Below are 16,455 nucleotides of genomic sequence, written 5' to 3' on the forward strand. Positions count from 1 at the left end.
AAGAAAGCTCTCTTAGGGCTTTCTTTGCGTTGTTTAAATAAAACTATTTATAGAAAGGTAGAAAAATATGAGTGGTTTATCGCAAATATTTCACTTACAAGAAGTTTCATATTCTATTCCATCAGCAATGTGGCAACTACATCATTGTGACCATTATAGCCTTGTTGTAGTTATAAGCGGCCATGGAGAGCTAATTTGTGATCATGAAACTATCCATCTTACTGAAGAAAAGTGTGTGCTCATTCCTCCTAATCAAAAAATAAATGTTCACAATGAAAGTGGGGTGCTGTGCTTTTATCACTTAACATTTAAAATCATCCAACTGCAAGAAAGTCAGACGGATTGCTTTTCTATTTTTACACAATTTCAAGAACTAGGCTGCCATCCTTTTTCTCAATGTACTAATTTGTTAGAAATCATTTATCGACACCGTCTAGCAATGGATGAGCTATCGCTATTTGAGCAACATGTACGCTTCCAAGAATTTATGTTATTCATTATGAATCAAAATGTACCTAATCAGCAGCAGAAAAGTGTTCGTCAGTCCGTTGAGCAGTCCATCAAATATTTACAAAAGCATTATGAACGGGATTGGACTGTTGAGCAATTGGCAGAATTAGCGGCTGTGCCACGCTGGAATTATTCTCGTATATTCAAGGACATTACTGGTCAAATCCCACTCAACTTTTTAAACAATGTTCGTCTTGAAAAAGCCAAGCAATTACTAGTAACAACGAATGACCGTATTTTTGAGATCAGCCAAACAGTTGGATTCAACAATGAATATTATTTTAACCGCCGCTTTAAAGAGCATGTCGGTATCTCTCCTGGACAATATCGTCGTGGCCAAAGTAATAACCCTCGTATATTCGCACCGTTTTTAGAGGATTTTTTAGTGGCATTAGGTATTACACCCATCGCTCAATTTAGCCATTCAAAATGGGGCAAACAGGATTATCTAGGGTTACAAGAAATACCTGATATTGATATTGAAAAAGGACAAATGGATCAACTTTTTCATTATAAGCCAACTTTAATTATGCTAGATGAAGGGATAGAGCGCTGGAAAGCTTGTCATCAATTAGATCAATTGGCTCCCACTTATCATCTCTCACATCCAGGTGAAGATTGGCGAACTACATTGTTCCAAATAGCCGACTTAACAGGTAGAACGGCTATTATGAAGGATGTCATTAACCAGTATGAGGTAAAAGTGCAAAAGGCAAAAAAAGTGCTTCAAAAATCAGTATATGGACAAAGCGTAGCCTTTCTTCGTATCTCCGCTATTGGCATCAGCCTCTATGCAGGACCCGAATGCGGCTATACGGGCCCCATTCTATATCGTGATCTCGGCTTAATGCCCCATGAATCTGTATGGAATATCCCACATTATACACGAAAAACACATCTAACAATTGACCAGCTTATTCACTTAGATGCCGATCATTTATTCATTACCTTTGACAAACAACATTCGATTTTCGAGGGAGAGGAACGAGTAATACTAAAATCTCCTACCTGGAGCAACCTTCCCGCAGCAAAAAACAACTGTGTCTACGAGGTTGATTTCTTAACATGGATGAACTACGGCATTCTCTCCCATAACAAAAAAATAGATGATGTTTTACGTGTTCTTGGATAAAAATTTATGAAAGGAAGGCTTATACACATGCGAAGCCTTCTTTTTTGATTGGGTGAGTGTTATTCGTTTTTGATCGGCTTGGGCTCGTTTTTGATCAGCCTGAACCCTTTTTCGATCGGGTTGCCTCCACTTTTGATCGGCTTAGACTCCTTTTTGATCAGCCTGGGCTCGTTTTCGATCGGGTTGCCTCCACTTTTGATCAGCCTGCGTTCGTTTTTGATCAGCTTGGACTCCTTTTTGATCAGGTGCCTTGCTTTTTTGATCAGCCTGAGCTCTTTTTCGATCGGGTTGCCTCTACTTTTGATCAGGCTGCGTTCGTTTTTGATCAGGTACCTTGCTTTTTTGATCAGCCTAGGCTCGTTTTTGATCGGGTTTCTTCCACTTTTGATCAGCCTGAGCTCGTTTTCAATCGGGTTGCCTCCACTTTTGATCGGCTTAGGCTCCTCTTTGATCAGGTTGGTTCACTTTCGATTAGCTCTAACCCTTTCTCTTATCAGGTTCCTTACTTTCAATCGACTAAATTATCTCTTCACTCATCCTAGGTATTAATTTGATAATACCCTAGACGTGAAACCATAGAAGTAGCGAACACCGAAAGTCCCCGCTGCACATAAGATATAGTATTAGCAAGTGGATAGGAGGAGTTTAGTTGTATTACAACCCTTATCCGATTTTTGTCTATCCTACCTATTATCCAACATTGGCAATAGTAAATCCTCCAGCACTTCACCAACCAGCTAGATATTTAGCTATGCCAACAAACCCAATAAATACAAATCCGTTTCCAGCCGTCAATACAAATAAGCTGAAAATTTCCGCCAAGCGAGTAAAGAGAATTATGCAGCAGATTCAGCTACTTACAGATAAAATTGACGGATCAGAACAATTTGCACATGATCTTATGGATGCCGCACAAAAATCAAATAAATCAGAAGTTGAAAGGTTAATCATCTCGACTGGTATTACTATGACATTTGAAACAAACTATACACCAGATAATATTCGGATAGTATTTACAGATATTGAATGTTGTAAGCTTTCATTAGTTTTAAGCTGGTGACAGCGCCTTTTCTACAAGTGGGCTCTTTTCATAAGAACCCTCTTGTCCATTTATCTTGCACCTAAAAACCTCTAGTGAGCATGGTTTTTCTGCCAGTTATGAATCCCTCTAATCCTTTTAGTTAATATAATTGCAAATCTATGTATCCCTATTGAACTTGTAAACTATAAATAAATATGCTAATGTATTTGTATCGTTATTTCTGAAAATTCTTATATTGCATTTCTTATCAAGAGAGACGGAGGGATTGGCCCTATGAAGTCTCAGCAACCAGCCTTTAGGTATGGTGCTAACTCCAATTGGCAAAAATGTTTGCCTTGAAGATGAGAAGACTAACATTTGTTGCTTTGCACAAGAGTCCTCTCTCCAAGGAGGACTCTTTTTTGTGGTTATGATTGGACAAGAAGGACAAGCAGGGAATAACTCATACTATTAATAGAAAGCAGGTAAATACGATGTCGAATGAACTTTTACAAGCAGTGCAGCTATTAAAATCAAGAAAATGGGTGGATTTAACACATACATTTGGACCAAATTCACCTCACTTCTTTATGTTTGAGGATGCAAAGTTTGAAACCCTATTTTCACATGATGATGGTTTCTTTGCGCAGCAATTCACTTTTCCTGGACAATATGGAACACATATCGATCCACCTATCCACTTTGTTAGGGACACACGTTTTTTAGAAGAATTGGATTTAAAAGAATTAGTACTACCCTTAATCGTGATTGATAAATCGAAGGAAGCCGAGCAAAATAATGATTTTACCTTAAGTGTTCAGGATATTCTTGACTTTGAGGCTGAGCATGGAGAAATTGAAGCAGGTACGTTTATTGCCCTACGTACCGATTGGAGTAAGCGTTGGCCTAATAAGGATGCCTTTAATAATAAGGATGCTGAGGGTCATAATCATATACCAGGTTGGGGATTAGAGGCATTACAGTTTTTATTTAAAGAACGAAAAATTAACGCTATTGGTCACGAGACTTTCGACACTGATTCAGCAGCGGATTTTCGCAAAAATGGTAAGTTAGATGGTGAATATTTTGTACTTGAGCAAGACACTTATCAAATTGAGCTTTTAACAAATTTGGATCAGCTACCGCCAAAAGGGGCTGTCATATTCAATATTGTACCGAAACCAGAAAGAGCGTCTGGATTCCCTGTTCGTTCATTTGCCATCTTACCTTAAAAATAAATAAGGGTCTTATTCGCTTAGAAGAATCAGACCCTTATTTATTTCTTTTTTTGAAAAAATAATAAATGACCAACATTAATATGATGAATACTACGATAAGATAAATACTGTAGTGAGATAAGTAAAATCCCACATAGCGCCATTTCTCACCTAATACTTTTCCTAATGTAATAAAAGTAAATGTCCAAATAAACGCGCCTGCATAAGCAAAAATGGCAAATTTTCTATAAGGATAGTTGTTAATGGCTGCTACATATGCGGTAAGATGGCGTACACCTGGAATAAAATAACCGATCAGTAATAAGGCTGGTCCTATTTTCGTAAATAATTTTTTAGTAAAATTAATTTTTTGCTTAGTAATATGAATCTTCGGGCCATATTTATGTAACAAAGGTAGCCCGAATCGATAACCTATATAATAACTTAAAGTAATGCCACCTATTGCCCCGATAGTTGCGCTAAGTAATGCTGGAACATGTTCTAGTGTTTCTCGATATACACTATATCCTATATATGTTAAAAATATTTCATCAGGAATAGGCAGCCCGACAATCCCTCCAACTAGGATAAGAATTATGCCAAAATACCCGTAATGTTCAATAAGAGATTGTACATGATGTGCCATAAAATCATCCCACCTAAAGCATTTTAATAACTTACGTTAGCTTTATCATACTCAATGTAGTTAACATTATGAGTGCTATAGCTTCAATCATTTTTTACTTTGACATCCCCTCTAAATTTACTAAAAATATTATACGATTCTAAATAATTACTTTCTTAAATTATTTGTAGCTCTTTCAAGGCATGATATATACCCCCTTCAATGGATTTCTTCGTTATATAATCAGCACTATTCTTCAATGCCTCACTTGCATTCCCCATTGCAACCCCAAAACCAACCTGTTCTAACATATCTATATCATTATCGCCATCGCCAAACGCAAGTGCTTCCTCAGAACTTAAATTGAAATAATCAAGTACAGCCTGAACAGCAATCGATTTGGAAATATCAGATTGCAATACATTCGTAATATACGGATGCCATCTTTTAAATTTTAAATGAGGAAATTGTGCTGTATATATTTGCTCAATATCTTCATTAGCATATAAACACATTAGATAAATTTCCTGCTCTACAATATTTTCATGAAATTCAGGAAATTTAGATAAAGATAATGTTTCTTGCAGGGCTTTAAGTGTCCTTGGCTTGTGTACGTTATTCATAAATAATTGTTCTGTAAAAAATGAAAGACTTTGTTTATTCTCATTAGCAAAGGCATGAACTGCTTGGACTATATTTTTGTCAATTGGTACTTTATGTATTACCTGATTTTGATGCTTAACATATGCACCATTTGCGGTTATAAATGTCTCTATACCCATGTTTCTTAAACTTTGACACATTGATAAAGGTCTACCTGTAGCCGCAACAATACGAATTCTCCTCTGTTTTAGCTCATCTATTACCTTCCTTGTGCTTTCTTCAATACAGCCATCTTCATAATTAATAAGTGTTCCATCTACGTCAAAAAAAACAATTTTGCAATCCATCATACACACTCCATTTTCATCCATCAATATAAATAGTTACAAATACCTACATTAAAGCATAATCCATTTAACTTTTATTCATTATACTGAAAAACACTATTGCAAATACATATAGAAACCTCAACAAACAAAAAAGTAATAATATTTTCACTTTAATAATGCTAAAGGAGTATACCAAAGAACATAGAATTGTTAAAATAAAAGATAATCAATTAAATACATTGAACGATAATACCAATCGTAAATATAGAACAAAAGAAATAATTAATAAATCAGGGTAAAGGAGTTGATTCTTATGGCATTTAACATTTACTACTATGAAAGTAGTGTGGATTGTAAGTTTTGCAAAAAGCACTTTACCACTTATAAGGTACGTCCTAATCGTTATAAAATTGTCGAAGAGCAAACAGATTTCATGCCCGTCTATGAGGGCTTAAATCCATTGTTATATGAAGTCGCTGTTTGTCCGTTTTGTGGCTATGCCTACCATAAATCCATGACTAGAACCTATGGGCCTTTCATGCTCCTTATCGATGAGCTGTACATTAAAGAGCTTCAAAAACCTATGAATATCTGTCAAGAGCGTACAGTGGATGATGCCATTGTAAGTTTTAAGCTTGCTTATTTAGTGTCCAGAGCCTCTATGGAAGAATCACTTCTTATGGCAAATTTCGCTTTAAAAATTGCCTGGTTATATCGCTTAAAAGAGGATCAGGAATCAGAAATGCGCTACCTTTTTGCGGCAAGAGATTTTTACAGTAAATCATTTGCATCCAATCAAGAAGGTAGTGAAAGAATTCAATATTTACATGCAGAATTAAGCCTACGACTTGGCGACATGACTGAAGCGAAAAAGGGATTCTCTCGATTAATCGCAGATCGAAATGTTTCCAATAAATATCGTAAATTGGCTCGCAATCGCTGGGAAAATTATAAGTATGATGAACAGTCAATCATCTTAAACGAAGATATTGGAAAAATTATCAATTGAAAGGATAAGGAGAGAAGTTACTATGCACCGATTTGTCAAAACAATTGATGTGAGAGAGGAAGATATATTTTCGGAACTACATCACTTTTTACTTAGAAAAAATAATCGCTATTTAACAAATGATGAGGTCGTTGCATTAACGGGGGTTTCCGTTGAGCTGCTTTATAAATGGGTGAAGGCAGGAAAATTAAAAAAGTCAATTTTCCCTAATCTAGGTGCCCCTTGTGAACGTTGTGGGCAAATTACACAGAAAAAAATTTGTATTAGCTGCTCATCAGCAATCGTTAATACATTAAAGCAGGAAGAAAAGGATCGTGCATGGTTTAATCAAATACAACGCAACAATCACAGGGCTAGTACATACCACTATAAATAAGTTAAATACAACACATCCAAAGTGTCCTATCTTTTAGATATCACACTTTTGGAGGTTTTTTAATCTATCTTCCTGATTCAAGACGTAAATCCAAATTTAAACAAAATTTAAACAGAAATCTCCTTAACTTTAAACTTACCTGCGTATAATTGGGTTCAATCTATTGCGAGGGATTGATGCACAGTGACAAAAGGGAAAAGAAATAAAATGCTATTATCTTTAAGCATTGCATTGACAAGTTTTATAGCATTTAATGGGAATGCAAATGCGGCAGTGGCTGCTCCAAGGATAGCAGAGCAGACAAGTTTAGAGCAGGGATCAGAAGTAAAGCAAGCTCGTACGTCCAATGAAGCACTACAAGACTGGAAGAATTGGGTGAATGACCATGCATATAGTTTAAATTCCATTCAGCCTGAATCCTTTGAATCAACAAAAATTGCATCCAGTAAATTTGAAGATTTAGAGATGCTAAAGCCCTTATTACACGATAAGCGTATTGTTTTTTTAGGGGAAAGCTCGCATGGTGTAGCAGAGTTTAGCCTAGCAAAAACACGTATCATTCAGTTTTTACACCAAGAAATGGGCTACAACGTCCTTGCCTTTGAAAGTGGCATGGGAAACGTTATGAATGCTCAGGGACAAATTGACAAGCAAGTGGCTCTGGAGACGATGAAGGATGGGATTTTTGAGGTATGGTGGTCAAAAGAGACCCTATCGTTATTTGAGTATACTAAGAAAACTCAAGCTACAGAGCAGCCTTTAATGTTAGCTGGCTTTGATATTCAACAACAAGGTGCCTTTACAGATGGGGGCTGGCTAGAAAATAATCAGCTTGCTAAACAGTTCAGTGAAGTAGAGAATCAGCTTGTAGATTGGACCTACAGCAAAGATTTAAAAGGATATCAAAAGGCCAAACCAAGCATTATCGATGTGTATAAACAAGTAAAATCACAAGTACAGCTTAAAGAGAAAGAGTTAAAAGCAGCATATCCGAGCGAGCCTCATATTACAAAGCTTATGGAACGTACATTAGCTGACCGTATACGCTTAGCAGAAGAGTATGTAGAACTATCTATTCAATCAAACATTGATATTGAGCAAAATAAATATGATTCATTCTTTAAAACTATGGAATGGCGGGATCAAGGCATGTTGGAAAATTTACTTTGGCTAGCAGATGAGATTTATCCGACTGAAAAGTTTATTGTTTGGGCACATAATGATCATATTCGCAAGGCCCAATCTGAAGTAATGGGCTCCCCTTATGCGCTAAACTTAATGGGTGAACGTCTACCAGACATTTATAAAAAATATAGCTATGTACTTGGTCTATATATGGCAAGTGGAGAAAATGCAAGCAATGCACGTGAAACTTGGTCTGTATTACCTCCAGTCAAAGGATCTACTGAGGATATCCTTTCCTCAACGAAGAAGCCATACACATTTATTGATTTACGAAATCGCCAAAATGAAAGAGGGAATTCATGGATGTTTGAGCCACGTATATCCTATAGTTGGGGAGTTATACAAGAGAGCTTTGTTCCTCGTGATCAATTTGATGGCATCCTTTTAATCGATAAAGTAAGTATTCCAAATTACATCGAATAAATTTTATAGCATTTAGCAAACTAGTTTTTCTAGTTTGCTATTTTTAAGTATCCATTGAAATCGTATCCCAGTCTTCATTTTGATGACCAATCAACCAGAATAGGCCTCTGCGCCTTTCCACAACAATACTTTCATTTATACCAGCAGGAGCCGTTCTGTTTTGTATGCGATTGTCTACGCAAGCCCAGTGTAGCCTGTATATTTTGTCGGCTTCATTCAAAATTTCTTCCTGGCTACGCATCGTAGTTTGAAAATAAAATTGCTCAAACGTTTCGCAGTTAGAAATAACTTGAATAGCATACTCACAATCACATAATTCATCAGGAAAATCAAGCTTGTCAACAAATCCAAGTACCCAAATTAGTGTCCAATAAGCCTCATATTGCCATGAAATATTAATGGCTTCCTGTGCATTTGGCTGTTGACTATATAAAAAGGCTCTTTCTTTGTCAGTTAGAATGTCTTCTACTTCATATTTACGCAACATACTGATAAAAAAGTCTATTGATTCCTCTACATTTTCTCCTTGTGCCACATCACAAGCAAATTGAATAACAATTAGTAAAGCTGCAGCTCTCCTAGCAATATCCTCTTTGGTTTTAAACTGACAAGCCTCAATTGGTGGAAGTTGCGGGAGTGAATCTGTATATGGAATACCCTTTTCTTTTAAATAGGCTATTGTTTTATTCTTTCTTTGATAGCCTTCTTCCGATGTCACCTCTTGTCCCCTCACCTTTTGTGTACAGGCATAAGGTCTAAAGTTGGATGGTCCCGATTGTCCATCAGGATAAACAATGACTTCTCCTTCTTTGTCTAATAAGGTGCCATTTGGTACAAAGCCAATACCCCCTATCACTGATAGTAGGTTTGTAAATAACTGCATCTGTTCATCCTTTATCTCTTTTTCAGATTCAATTGCAATTACTGAATTTAACACAGAAATTTGCGTTAACACTAATTCTTTTAAATTGTCATCTTCAAAAGGAATACTGTTGTAAAAGCCCATCATTCCAGGAATATTATTCGCAAAGTATTCTGGGTTTGTATCTTCAGACATCACTCTAATTATCAATTTATATTTATTAAATAATGCTTTGGATTTTATGAGATACTCATCTTCATTTTTTTCAACAGTAAAACCTTTACTAAAAACATCAGAAATCTTACAATCGATATCCTCTATATTATTCAAAGAAGCAAATATAGTAAAATAGTTCAAGCGTTTCTCCTCCTTACAATCAAATAGGTTTCACCAATGATTCAAGCCTTCTAGAGCTTGGTTAAATAGCTGTTTATTTTTTCGTAGTACTTCATTGTCCTTCCAAAATGCAAGCAATGGCAGCCATTTCTCCTTATCTACTTGAGCTGAAGGCTTAATTTCTTGCTGCATCATTTGACATACTGCTCGTATAGCTGTTAGGCGCTCTGGTTCGCTACCATTCAACCACTCAAATAATGTTTCTGCACTCGGCCGTGATTCGACTAAAAGTTGATCCCAACCACCTATCGGAAAGGAAACATAGGGTTTCATCCAAGCTATCGTTTTTGAGCTATGAAAATGACGTAGTCGATGTAAAGCTGTATAGGAATCGATTTGCTCTTTCTCAATATCTTGAAGAACAAGAGGTAGCCCCTCTTCTTCTGGTAGACAGAAGGCTGTTAAATAATCTCGAATCCGATTAGGCATACTATTTTGGTCTTTCCAAAATGTCCTTACCCAATCACTTGCCTCAGTTGCACAAACCTTTACTAGAACCTTACACCATGCTTCTTTATCTACTAGACGCAGTGATTGTTCAATTTGATTTCGAAGTGCTGTATACACATTTCTAGAATCGAACCGTGTAAATGCTTTTTGAACTTTTTCCTCTTTCACACCATGCATCGATACATATATCAGTAAAGAATCCAGATGATATATAGCTTCCTTCCATGTTGTAGTTACATATTGTTCAAGCCACTTTAGCCAGATTTGAGAGTTGGTCAGGCTTAAATCCAGTCCATCCTCACTACAAAACTGTCGATGCTGTCCACAATCTACTCCTATACATCCTAAAGTTGTAACCCTCTCTATATAATCCCTAAAACTCCAGGCTAGCAGGTCGAACTCATCCTCCTCATGACTCCAATACCAAACGGAACCATCCTCAACTTTCATAAGAAGTGCATCACCGTTTCCAGCCGTATGAAATTGTAGGTATAGTTGTTCATCTTCATTTTCACTGTCTCCACCAAAATCAGGGAATTCGAGTTCCTCCAAGCTCCAACTAAAATTACCTAAAGGCGTGTCCAGCTCAATAGGAAGTAGTGCCTCATCAGGTAAAGACCAATACACTCCCACTTGTCGAGAACAATGAAGTAATACATCACGGAACTCAGAAGGAATCGGAACACCAAGCCGCATCTCTACCATTGATAGCTCTTGCTCAGTCGCTACAGGCTTTATCTCAAGTGGATGCATCCAAGCTCCTTGTTGTTCAAGCTGTTTTAATAAATATGTCCATCGATCAATCCATATTTGCATGACTATTCCTCCATGTAAAGAAAAGTACTTTCAGATAAAGTGTGCTACATTTTTTCCCCATTAAATGTATCGTCAGAAGCCCATTTACTTATTAGGAGTAGACTTTAATTTACCTAAAAACACGCGGATCTTACCTCCATTCAAACTCAAAATATATGCTAAATGGCTTACCTCTACTAGTTCTTTTCTAATTTTCTTAAGTGAGTCTCACAAATAGTCTATTGTTGACAATTTAGAGAACTGCCTCTAGTATTATAAATACATTCGAATGTATCTATAAGGAGATATTTTATGGCCAGAAATAAATATCCAGAAGTTACGAGAAAAAGAATAATTGAATCAGCTGTTAAATTATTTACTGTAAACGGTTGGGACAATGTAACGATTCAAGAGATTGTAGATGATGTGGGGGATATTACTAGAGGAGCCTTCTATCATCATTTTAAAACCCGTGCTGATGTTATTGATGCCATCACAAAGGAAATGCTAACAGCAAATAATTATTTTAACGACATATCAGATTTAAAAAACTTAAATGCTTTAGAACGTTTAAGACAAGGCATTTCCTATTCAATTTCTCAAAGCGTAAAGGAAGAAGATTTATCCACAATTCCTTTTAAAATGAATTCTGCTGAATTTGTTTATAGTCGCATCACAGAAGGCGTACAAGTTGTTGCACCAGGTATTCAAAAAATTATTGATGAGGGCAATCGAGACGGATCACTGCAAGTTGCTTTTCCCAAGCAAGCAGCTGAAACCTTTACAATGCTTTTTGATATTTGGATGAATCCTGAAATATTTCGTGTAAGCCGAGCTGAATTTATTCAAAAAATTGAACATATAAGTTTGATGTTCAAAGGAATCGGTATGCCACTTATGAACGATGATTTGAAAGATGTTTTTTTAGCATTATTTGATAAAGTTCAGGAATAGTAGACTACTTTATGTAGTTTATTATTTTAATCTTTTACATTCATTCGTATGTATATATGATTGAAACATTTTTAACTAAATACATACATTCGTATGTATGTTAAAGGAGATAAATGATGAAAACCTTAGAAGTACTATTTACAATTATTTTATTACTATCGAGCATCTCACTGACTTTTAGACAACGTGGGGTAACTAGAATAAATCTATTTGTGATAGCAGCCAATTATAGTTTGTTATTTGGAACAATTACGACCATTGGTGCTAACTGGCGTATGATCCCTGCTTATATTGTTTTGCTGTTATTAACACTACAGGTTTTTGTGAAGCCAAAAAGTACAATTGTTTCAAAGAAATTAAGCATGAAAATAATTAAAATTTTAGGTATTGTTGTGGCCACTTTTGCAATGTTCACATTACCAAAGTTGTTTCCAATCATGTCTTTTCCAGAGCCAACAGGAGAATATACAGTAGGAACTCAGACATTTCACCTTATCGATAAGAATCGCAAGGAATTTGTCGTGCCTAATCATCAGGTGAATCGCGAATTAATGATTCAGGTATATTATCCTGCTGAAAAAGGGACAGGACAGCCTTCTCCCTACTTTGAACATATAGATGCGTTATCAGAGCAATTGGCAGCGACACAGGGATTTCCCTATATTGCTACAACACATTTAGGATTGACGAAAACCCACTCTTATCAGGATGCGACACCTATAAAATCCAAAGAAAAATTCCCACTTCTATTATTTGCACATGGCATGAGTTTATATAGTCGCCAAAATACCTTTCAGCTAGAGGAATTAGTGAGTCATGGCTATATTGTTGTTGCTCTAAATTTTACAGGTGACGCGACAACAACCATATTCCCTGATGGCGATCGAGTTGATTTTACACCAATTGAAAACACAATTACATTCTTGAATAATCGCATCAAACTTTGGGAGCAGGATGCATCATTTGTTTTAGATGAGGTTATCAAAGCTAATTTTGATAAAAATTTCCATACAATAGCCTCACTAATTGACTTTGACAGCATTGGTATGTTGGGTCACTCTTTTGGCGGCGCTACTTCTACTCAAATGCTAGTAAAGGATAGTCGTATTAAAGCAGCAATTGATATGGATGGTGGATTGTATGGCGATTCAATGCCTGCAAATGGACCTGCAAAGCCCTTTATGCTGATGAACGCTGAGGCATCCATTAACTTTATGAAGGAGGCATATAGCCAACAACCTGGTAATCGTGATGAATTGTTTGTAGAATCTTATCTAAGAAATAAAACAATTGAAAAACCTGGTGTCTATACAGCTATTATTCCGAAAACAAATCACGGAAGTTTTACAGATTTAGCAGCCGTTTCGCCGATTATTAATGAATCCGGAGCTGATGTAAATGCAATTTATAAATTAATTAATGAATTATCACTTGGCTTTTTTGATAAAAATTTAAAAGGAATCCATGAAAATAAATTAAATGAAATACAGAAGGCACACCCGGAAATAAACTTAACTTTACACTAAAGCATATAAAGAATCTTGTATAATTTTGGCTGTTGATAGGCAGAGATGCATCAACAGCCTTTTTTTATTTCCACCATAATTTTTGTTACGTATTCCTCTTCTCGATTTTTAATAACTGCATCATAAATATATTCCTCATAAACGTATTGCCCCAGTTCAAAGCCCTTTTCGCTCATGACCTTAAATAATCTCTTGTAGGATTCTCCAAGTGTCGCGGATGTCCCTACATGATATCCCACAATAAAATCCCCTTCAATCGCTTCGAAATAAGGATGACCCTCCTGTGGATGTGGCTGCTCAATATACAAGTAACTATAATTATCATAGTTACCCGCTAACACCTGCTCCCTCCTTGTAATCCCCCCAATTGGGTAACCTGTGTCTAGTTGAGAGCGATCCAACTCATCAATAAAATCGGAGACAGCCTTAACAAATTGCTCCTCCGTTGAATCCTCAATATTTCGACTTAAATACAATGTTGCCTCTGGTAAATGCTCAATCGTAATGCTATCAAAATCAAGATGTAGAGCCTCCTGTGTTAAATCAATTTTGACATCGATAATGCCTTCAATCATCTCCAACTCTCTACGCTTTTTTGTGACAATCTCCTTTTGCTGATGCATTAAGTCTAGAAAATTTTCAGGTGATTTTTCAGCCATATATTTTTGAATTTCCTTTAAAGACATACCTACTGCCTTTAACAGCTCAATAACACTAAAAAATTCATATTGAGCAATGGAATAATAACGGTAATCCTTATTATCCTTCATGATAGGTGATAATAAGCCAATTTGATCGTAATAAATAAGTGTTTGTTTATTAACCTTACATATTTTAGCGAATTCACCAGTTGTAAAATATTTTACATTTTTATTAAACATTTTTAAGTTTCTCCCCTTGACTATATAGTAACTATATACATTAGATTGTAGCTATTCACATTAAAATAAGAAAGGTTTTGACATTATGTTCACGGAAATACGTGACATCACAGCTTTAAACAAAGAGGAAATTTTAACTTTACGCATCGCGGATAATCAGCAAAATTTTATTGAAAGCACGGATCAATGCTTAGCAGAAGCTGAAATCGATAAACGCTTTATACCTGTTGGCTTGTACAGAGGGAATACGGCAGTCGGCTTTGCTATGTATGGTATGTTCCCTCATGTGGACAATTCTGAACGCGTTTGGTTAGATCGCTTCTTTATTGATGAACGATATCAGCACAAAGGATTGGGGAAATATTTTTTACAGCAGCTTATTAATCATCTGGTAGCTACATACGGCTGCCAAAACATTTATTTAAGCGTTTATGACGACAATCTTGCGGCCATTCAGCTATATAAAAAATTTGGATTTATTTTTAACGGAGAGTTGGATGATAAAGGGGAAAAGGTAATGGTCAAGGAGGTGCATGACCATGACAACCATTAATCCAATCGAAACAAGACCTCTAAAGCCTTTGTTTTTATCATACCTATTCCCAGCTATGGTCGGTATGCTATTAATGTCAGTAAATATTTTAGTTGATGGCATTTTTGTGAGCCATGGTGTTGGACCAACAGCTTTAGCAGGTGTAAATATCGCTGTTCCCATTTTTTCTATTCTCCTTTCCATCTCTCTTTGGATTGGAATGGGTGGCGCTACACTATATTCTATTTCTCTTGGAGAGGGCAATAAAAAACGAGCACATCAAATCTTTACATTAGCATTCACAGTAATGGTTGTTGTCGTTCTGACACTGATTCTATTACTTTTATTGAATCTAAAAGAGATCTCCTATATATTTGGAGCCAGTGATGCTACCTACCCTTATGTTCAAGAGTACCTACACGTTATTTTAATCTTTGGTGTGTTTTATACAATTGAAAATTTACTAAGCATTTTTATTCGTAATGATGGCAATCCAAAGCTTGCAATGATGGGTTTAATCACTACATCTGTTTTAAATATAATCTTAAACTATATCTTTATTTTCGTATTCAATTACGGCGTAACTGGCTGTGCATTAGCTACAGCACTCTCCACAATTATCGGTATGTCAGTACTCTGCCTACATTTCTTCAGAAAGCAATCTGAATTAAGATTTGTACGTAATTTTTTCAGCATCTCTGATTTAAAGAAAATATTTTCAATCGGGTTACCAAGCTTTATTGTTGAAGCATCCGTGGCAGTAATCGTCATTCTTTATAACGTGACATTCTTACATTATTTAGGTTCTAATGGAGTCACTGCCTACGCAATGGTAAACTATATCCATACGGTACTGCTAACAGTTTTTCTTGGTATTGGTATGGCGCTTCAGCCACTAGTTAGCTACCATCATGGTGCAAGATTAGTAACAAGATTAACGGCACTCCTGAAAATCGGCACTGCCACAGCACTTATTTTTGGATTAACAACTGCTATTATCGCCATGTTATTCCCATCACAGTTAATGGCACTGTTCGGAGATAGTACATTTGAAATTCGTAATTTGGCTTCACAGGGCTTCGTTCATTTTGCTATCGGTTATATATTTCTTGGCATTAATATGGTGTATGCAGAGTTCTTCCAATCGATTGAAAAAATTCGGCTTGCCACATCTATTATGTTATTAAGAAGTATTATATTATTCATACCTACACTTGTGCTGTTGCCTAAGATTCTTGGCCCTCAAGCTATTTGGTGGACCTTCCCTGTTGCTGAGGGAATCACTGCGCTGCTAATTTTTATATTTATGAAAAGAAAATCACATACAATTTTAATTTAAATTACATGGAAAAAACCCCTTTCGTATTTTGCAACGAAAGGGGTTTATATTGATTATTTTTCACAAGCCCAGCCATCTTTATCTCTATCAAGATTTGCTGAATATGCTGAATGACCCTTTTTTACACCTTTAGGGTATTTTTTGTTTAATTCTTTACAGCTTTTAAATGTCTCTTTTGCTTCTACTTCAGTATTTAATGATGTGAACGAAAATACTAATGTTGCTGTTAATAAAGTTAAAATTACTTTTTTCACTATAACACCCCCCTTGGATAATTTTACATAATCTAG

Annotated in this window: 16 protein-coding genes and 1 riboswitch; of the genes, 10 read left to right on the forward strand and 6 right to left on the reverse strand. The window is 36.0% G+C overall.

Annotated elements, in window-relative coordinates; genetic code table 11:
- Positions 1-67 precede the first annotated feature (67 nt).
- The 3 genes from QNH24_RS24530 (at position 68) to QNH24_RS24540 (ending at position 3,895) form a co-directional block, all read left to right on the forward strand.
- The gene (locus QNH24_RS24530; RefSeq protein ID WP_283869964.1) at positions 68-1,642 is read left to right on the forward strand and encodes a helix-turn-helix domain-containing protein; all 1,575 of its coding nucleotides are present in this window, start codon (positions 68-70) and stop codon (positions 1,640-1,642) included.
- Between the two features lie 649 nt (positions 1,643-2,291).
- Positions 2,292-2,702, forward strand: a complete 411-nt coding sequence (locus tag QNH24_RS24535) for a YuzC family spore coat inner layer protein (protein WP_283869965.1) — start codon at positions 2,292-2,294, stop codon at positions 2,700-2,702.
- Between the two features lie 223 nt (positions 2,703-2,925).
- Positions 2,926-3,032: riboswitch (SAM riboswitch) on the forward strand.
- A 125-nt stretch (positions 3,033-3,157) separates the two neighbouring features.
- Positions 3,158-3,895 (forward strand): cyclase family protein, encoded by a 738-nt coding sequence (locus QNH24_RS24540; RefSeq protein WP_054771294.1) that lies wholly within the window; start codon positions 3,158-3,160, stop codon positions 3,893-3,895.
- Positions 3,896-3,935: 40 nt separating this feature from the next.
- Here the strand turns inward: QNH24_RS24540 and QNH24_RS24545 are convergent, their stop codons facing one another.
- Positions 3,936-4,526 carry a DedA family protein gene (locus QNH24_RS24545; RefSeq protein WP_283869966.1) on the reverse strand — a complete coding sequence of 197 codons (591 nt, stop codon included), beginning with the start codon at positions 4,524-4,526 and terminating at the stop codon, positions 3,936-3,938.
- A 155-nt stretch (positions 4,527-4,681) separates the two neighbouring features.
- Positions 4,682-5,455, reverse strand: a complete 774-nt coding sequence (locus QNH24_RS24550; protein ID WP_283872940.1) for a Cof-type HAD-IIB family hydrolase — start codon at positions 5,453-5,455, stop codon at positions 4,682-4,684.
- A gap of 295 nt (positions 5,456-5,750) precedes the next feature.
- Here QNH24_RS24550 and QNH24_RS24555 point away from each other — a divergent pair, with 295 nt between their 5' ends.
- The 3 genes from QNH24_RS24555 to QNH24_RS24565 all read left to right on the forward strand — a co-directional run bounded on the left by QNH24_RS24555 (position 5,751) and on the right by QNH24_RS24565 (position 8,430).
- Entirely contained in the window at positions 5,751-6,446 is a 696-nt protein-coding gene (locus QNH24_RS24555) for a DUF2225 domain-containing protein (protein ID WP_283869967.1), read from the forward strand.
- A 22-nt stretch (positions 6,447-6,468) separates the two neighbouring features.
- Complete coding sequence (locus QNH24_RS24560) at positions 6,469-6,822, forward strand: hypothetical protein (protein WP_283869968.1); 354 nt, start codon at positions 6,469-6,471, stop codon at positions 6,820-6,822.
- Between the two features lie 183 nt (positions 6,823-7,005).
- A complete protein-coding gene (locus tag QNH24_RS24565; RefSeq protein WP_283869969.1) occupies positions 7,006-8,430 on the forward strand; it encodes an erythromycin esterase family protein in 1,425 nt (474 codons plus the stop codon).
- A gap of 43 nt (positions 8,431-8,473) precedes the next feature.
- Here QNH24_RS24565 and QNH24_RS24570 read toward each other — a convergent pair whose 3' ends face one another.
- Both QNH24_RS24570 and QNH24_RS24575 read right to left on the reverse strand, forming a co-directional pair.
- On the reverse strand, positions 8,474-9,649 hold the full coding sequence (locus tag QNH24_RS24570) for a DUF4272 domain-containing protein (RefSeq protein WP_283869970.1): 1,176 nt from the start codon (positions 9,647-9,649) through the stop codon (positions 8,474-8,476).
- 30 nt (positions 9,650-9,679) lie between these two features.
- A complete protein-coding gene (locus QNH24_RS24575) occupies positions 9,680-10,954 on the reverse strand; it encodes an SMI1/KNR4 family protein (RefSeq protein ID WP_283869971.1) in 1,275 nt (424 codons plus the stop codon).
- Between the two features lie 291 nt (positions 10,955-11,245).
- On the opposite strand from QNH24_RS24575, the gene QNH24_RS24580 reads away from it, so the two are divergent.
- Together QNH24_RS24580 and QNH24_RS24585 are read left to right on the forward strand one after the other, a co-directional pair.
- A complete protein-coding gene (locus tag QNH24_RS24580) occupies positions 11,246-11,887 on the forward strand; it encodes a TetR/AcrR family transcriptional regulator (RefSeq protein ID WP_283869972.1) in 642 nt (213 codons plus the stop codon).
- A gap of 116 nt (positions 11,888-12,003) precedes the next feature.
- On the forward strand, positions 12,004-13,413 hold the full coding sequence (locus QNH24_RS24585; protein WP_283869973.1) for an alpha/beta hydrolase family protein: 1,410 nt from the start codon (positions 12,004-12,006) through the stop codon (positions 13,411-13,413).
- Between the two features lie 50 nt (positions 13,414-13,463).
- On the opposite strand, the gene QNH24_RS24590 is transcribed toward QNH24_RS24585, so the two are convergent.
- The gene (locus tag QNH24_RS24590; RefSeq protein ID WP_283869974.1) at positions 13,464-14,294 is read right to left on the reverse strand and encodes a MerR family transcriptional regulator; all 831 of its coding nucleotides are present in this window, start codon (positions 14,292-14,294) and stop codon (positions 13,464-13,466) included.
- Between the two features lie 85 nt (positions 14,295-14,379).
- Between QNH24_RS24590 and QNH24_RS24595 the strand changes: the two genes are divergently transcribed.
- A complete protein-coding gene (locus QNH24_RS24595; protein WP_283869975.1) occupies positions 14,380-14,847 on the forward strand; it encodes a GNAT family N-acetyltransferase in 468 nt (155 codons plus the stop codon).
- Positions 14,834-16,165, forward strand: a complete 1,332-nt coding sequence (locus QNH24_RS24600) for an MATE family efflux transporter (RefSeq protein ID WP_283869976.1) — start codon at positions 14,834-14,836, stop codon at positions 16,163-16,165. Before QNH24_RS24595 ends, QNH24_RS24600 begins: the two co-directional genes overlap by 14 nt.
- A gap of 53 nt (positions 16,166-16,218) precedes the next feature.
- On the opposite strand, the gene QNH24_RS26220 is transcribed toward QNH24_RS24600, so the two are convergent.
- A complete protein-coding gene (locus QNH24_RS26220; RefSeq protein ID WP_347342932.1) occupies positions 16,219-16,419 on the reverse strand; it encodes an excalibur calcium-binding domain-containing protein in 201 nt (66 codons plus the stop codon).
- Positions 16,420-16,455: the final 36 nt, after the last annotated feature.

The organism is Lysinibacillus pakistanensis (assembly GCF_030123245.1).
Classification (GTDB): Bacteria; Bacillota; Bacilli; order Bacillales_A; family Planococcaceae; genus Lysinibacillus; species Lysinibacillus pakistanensis.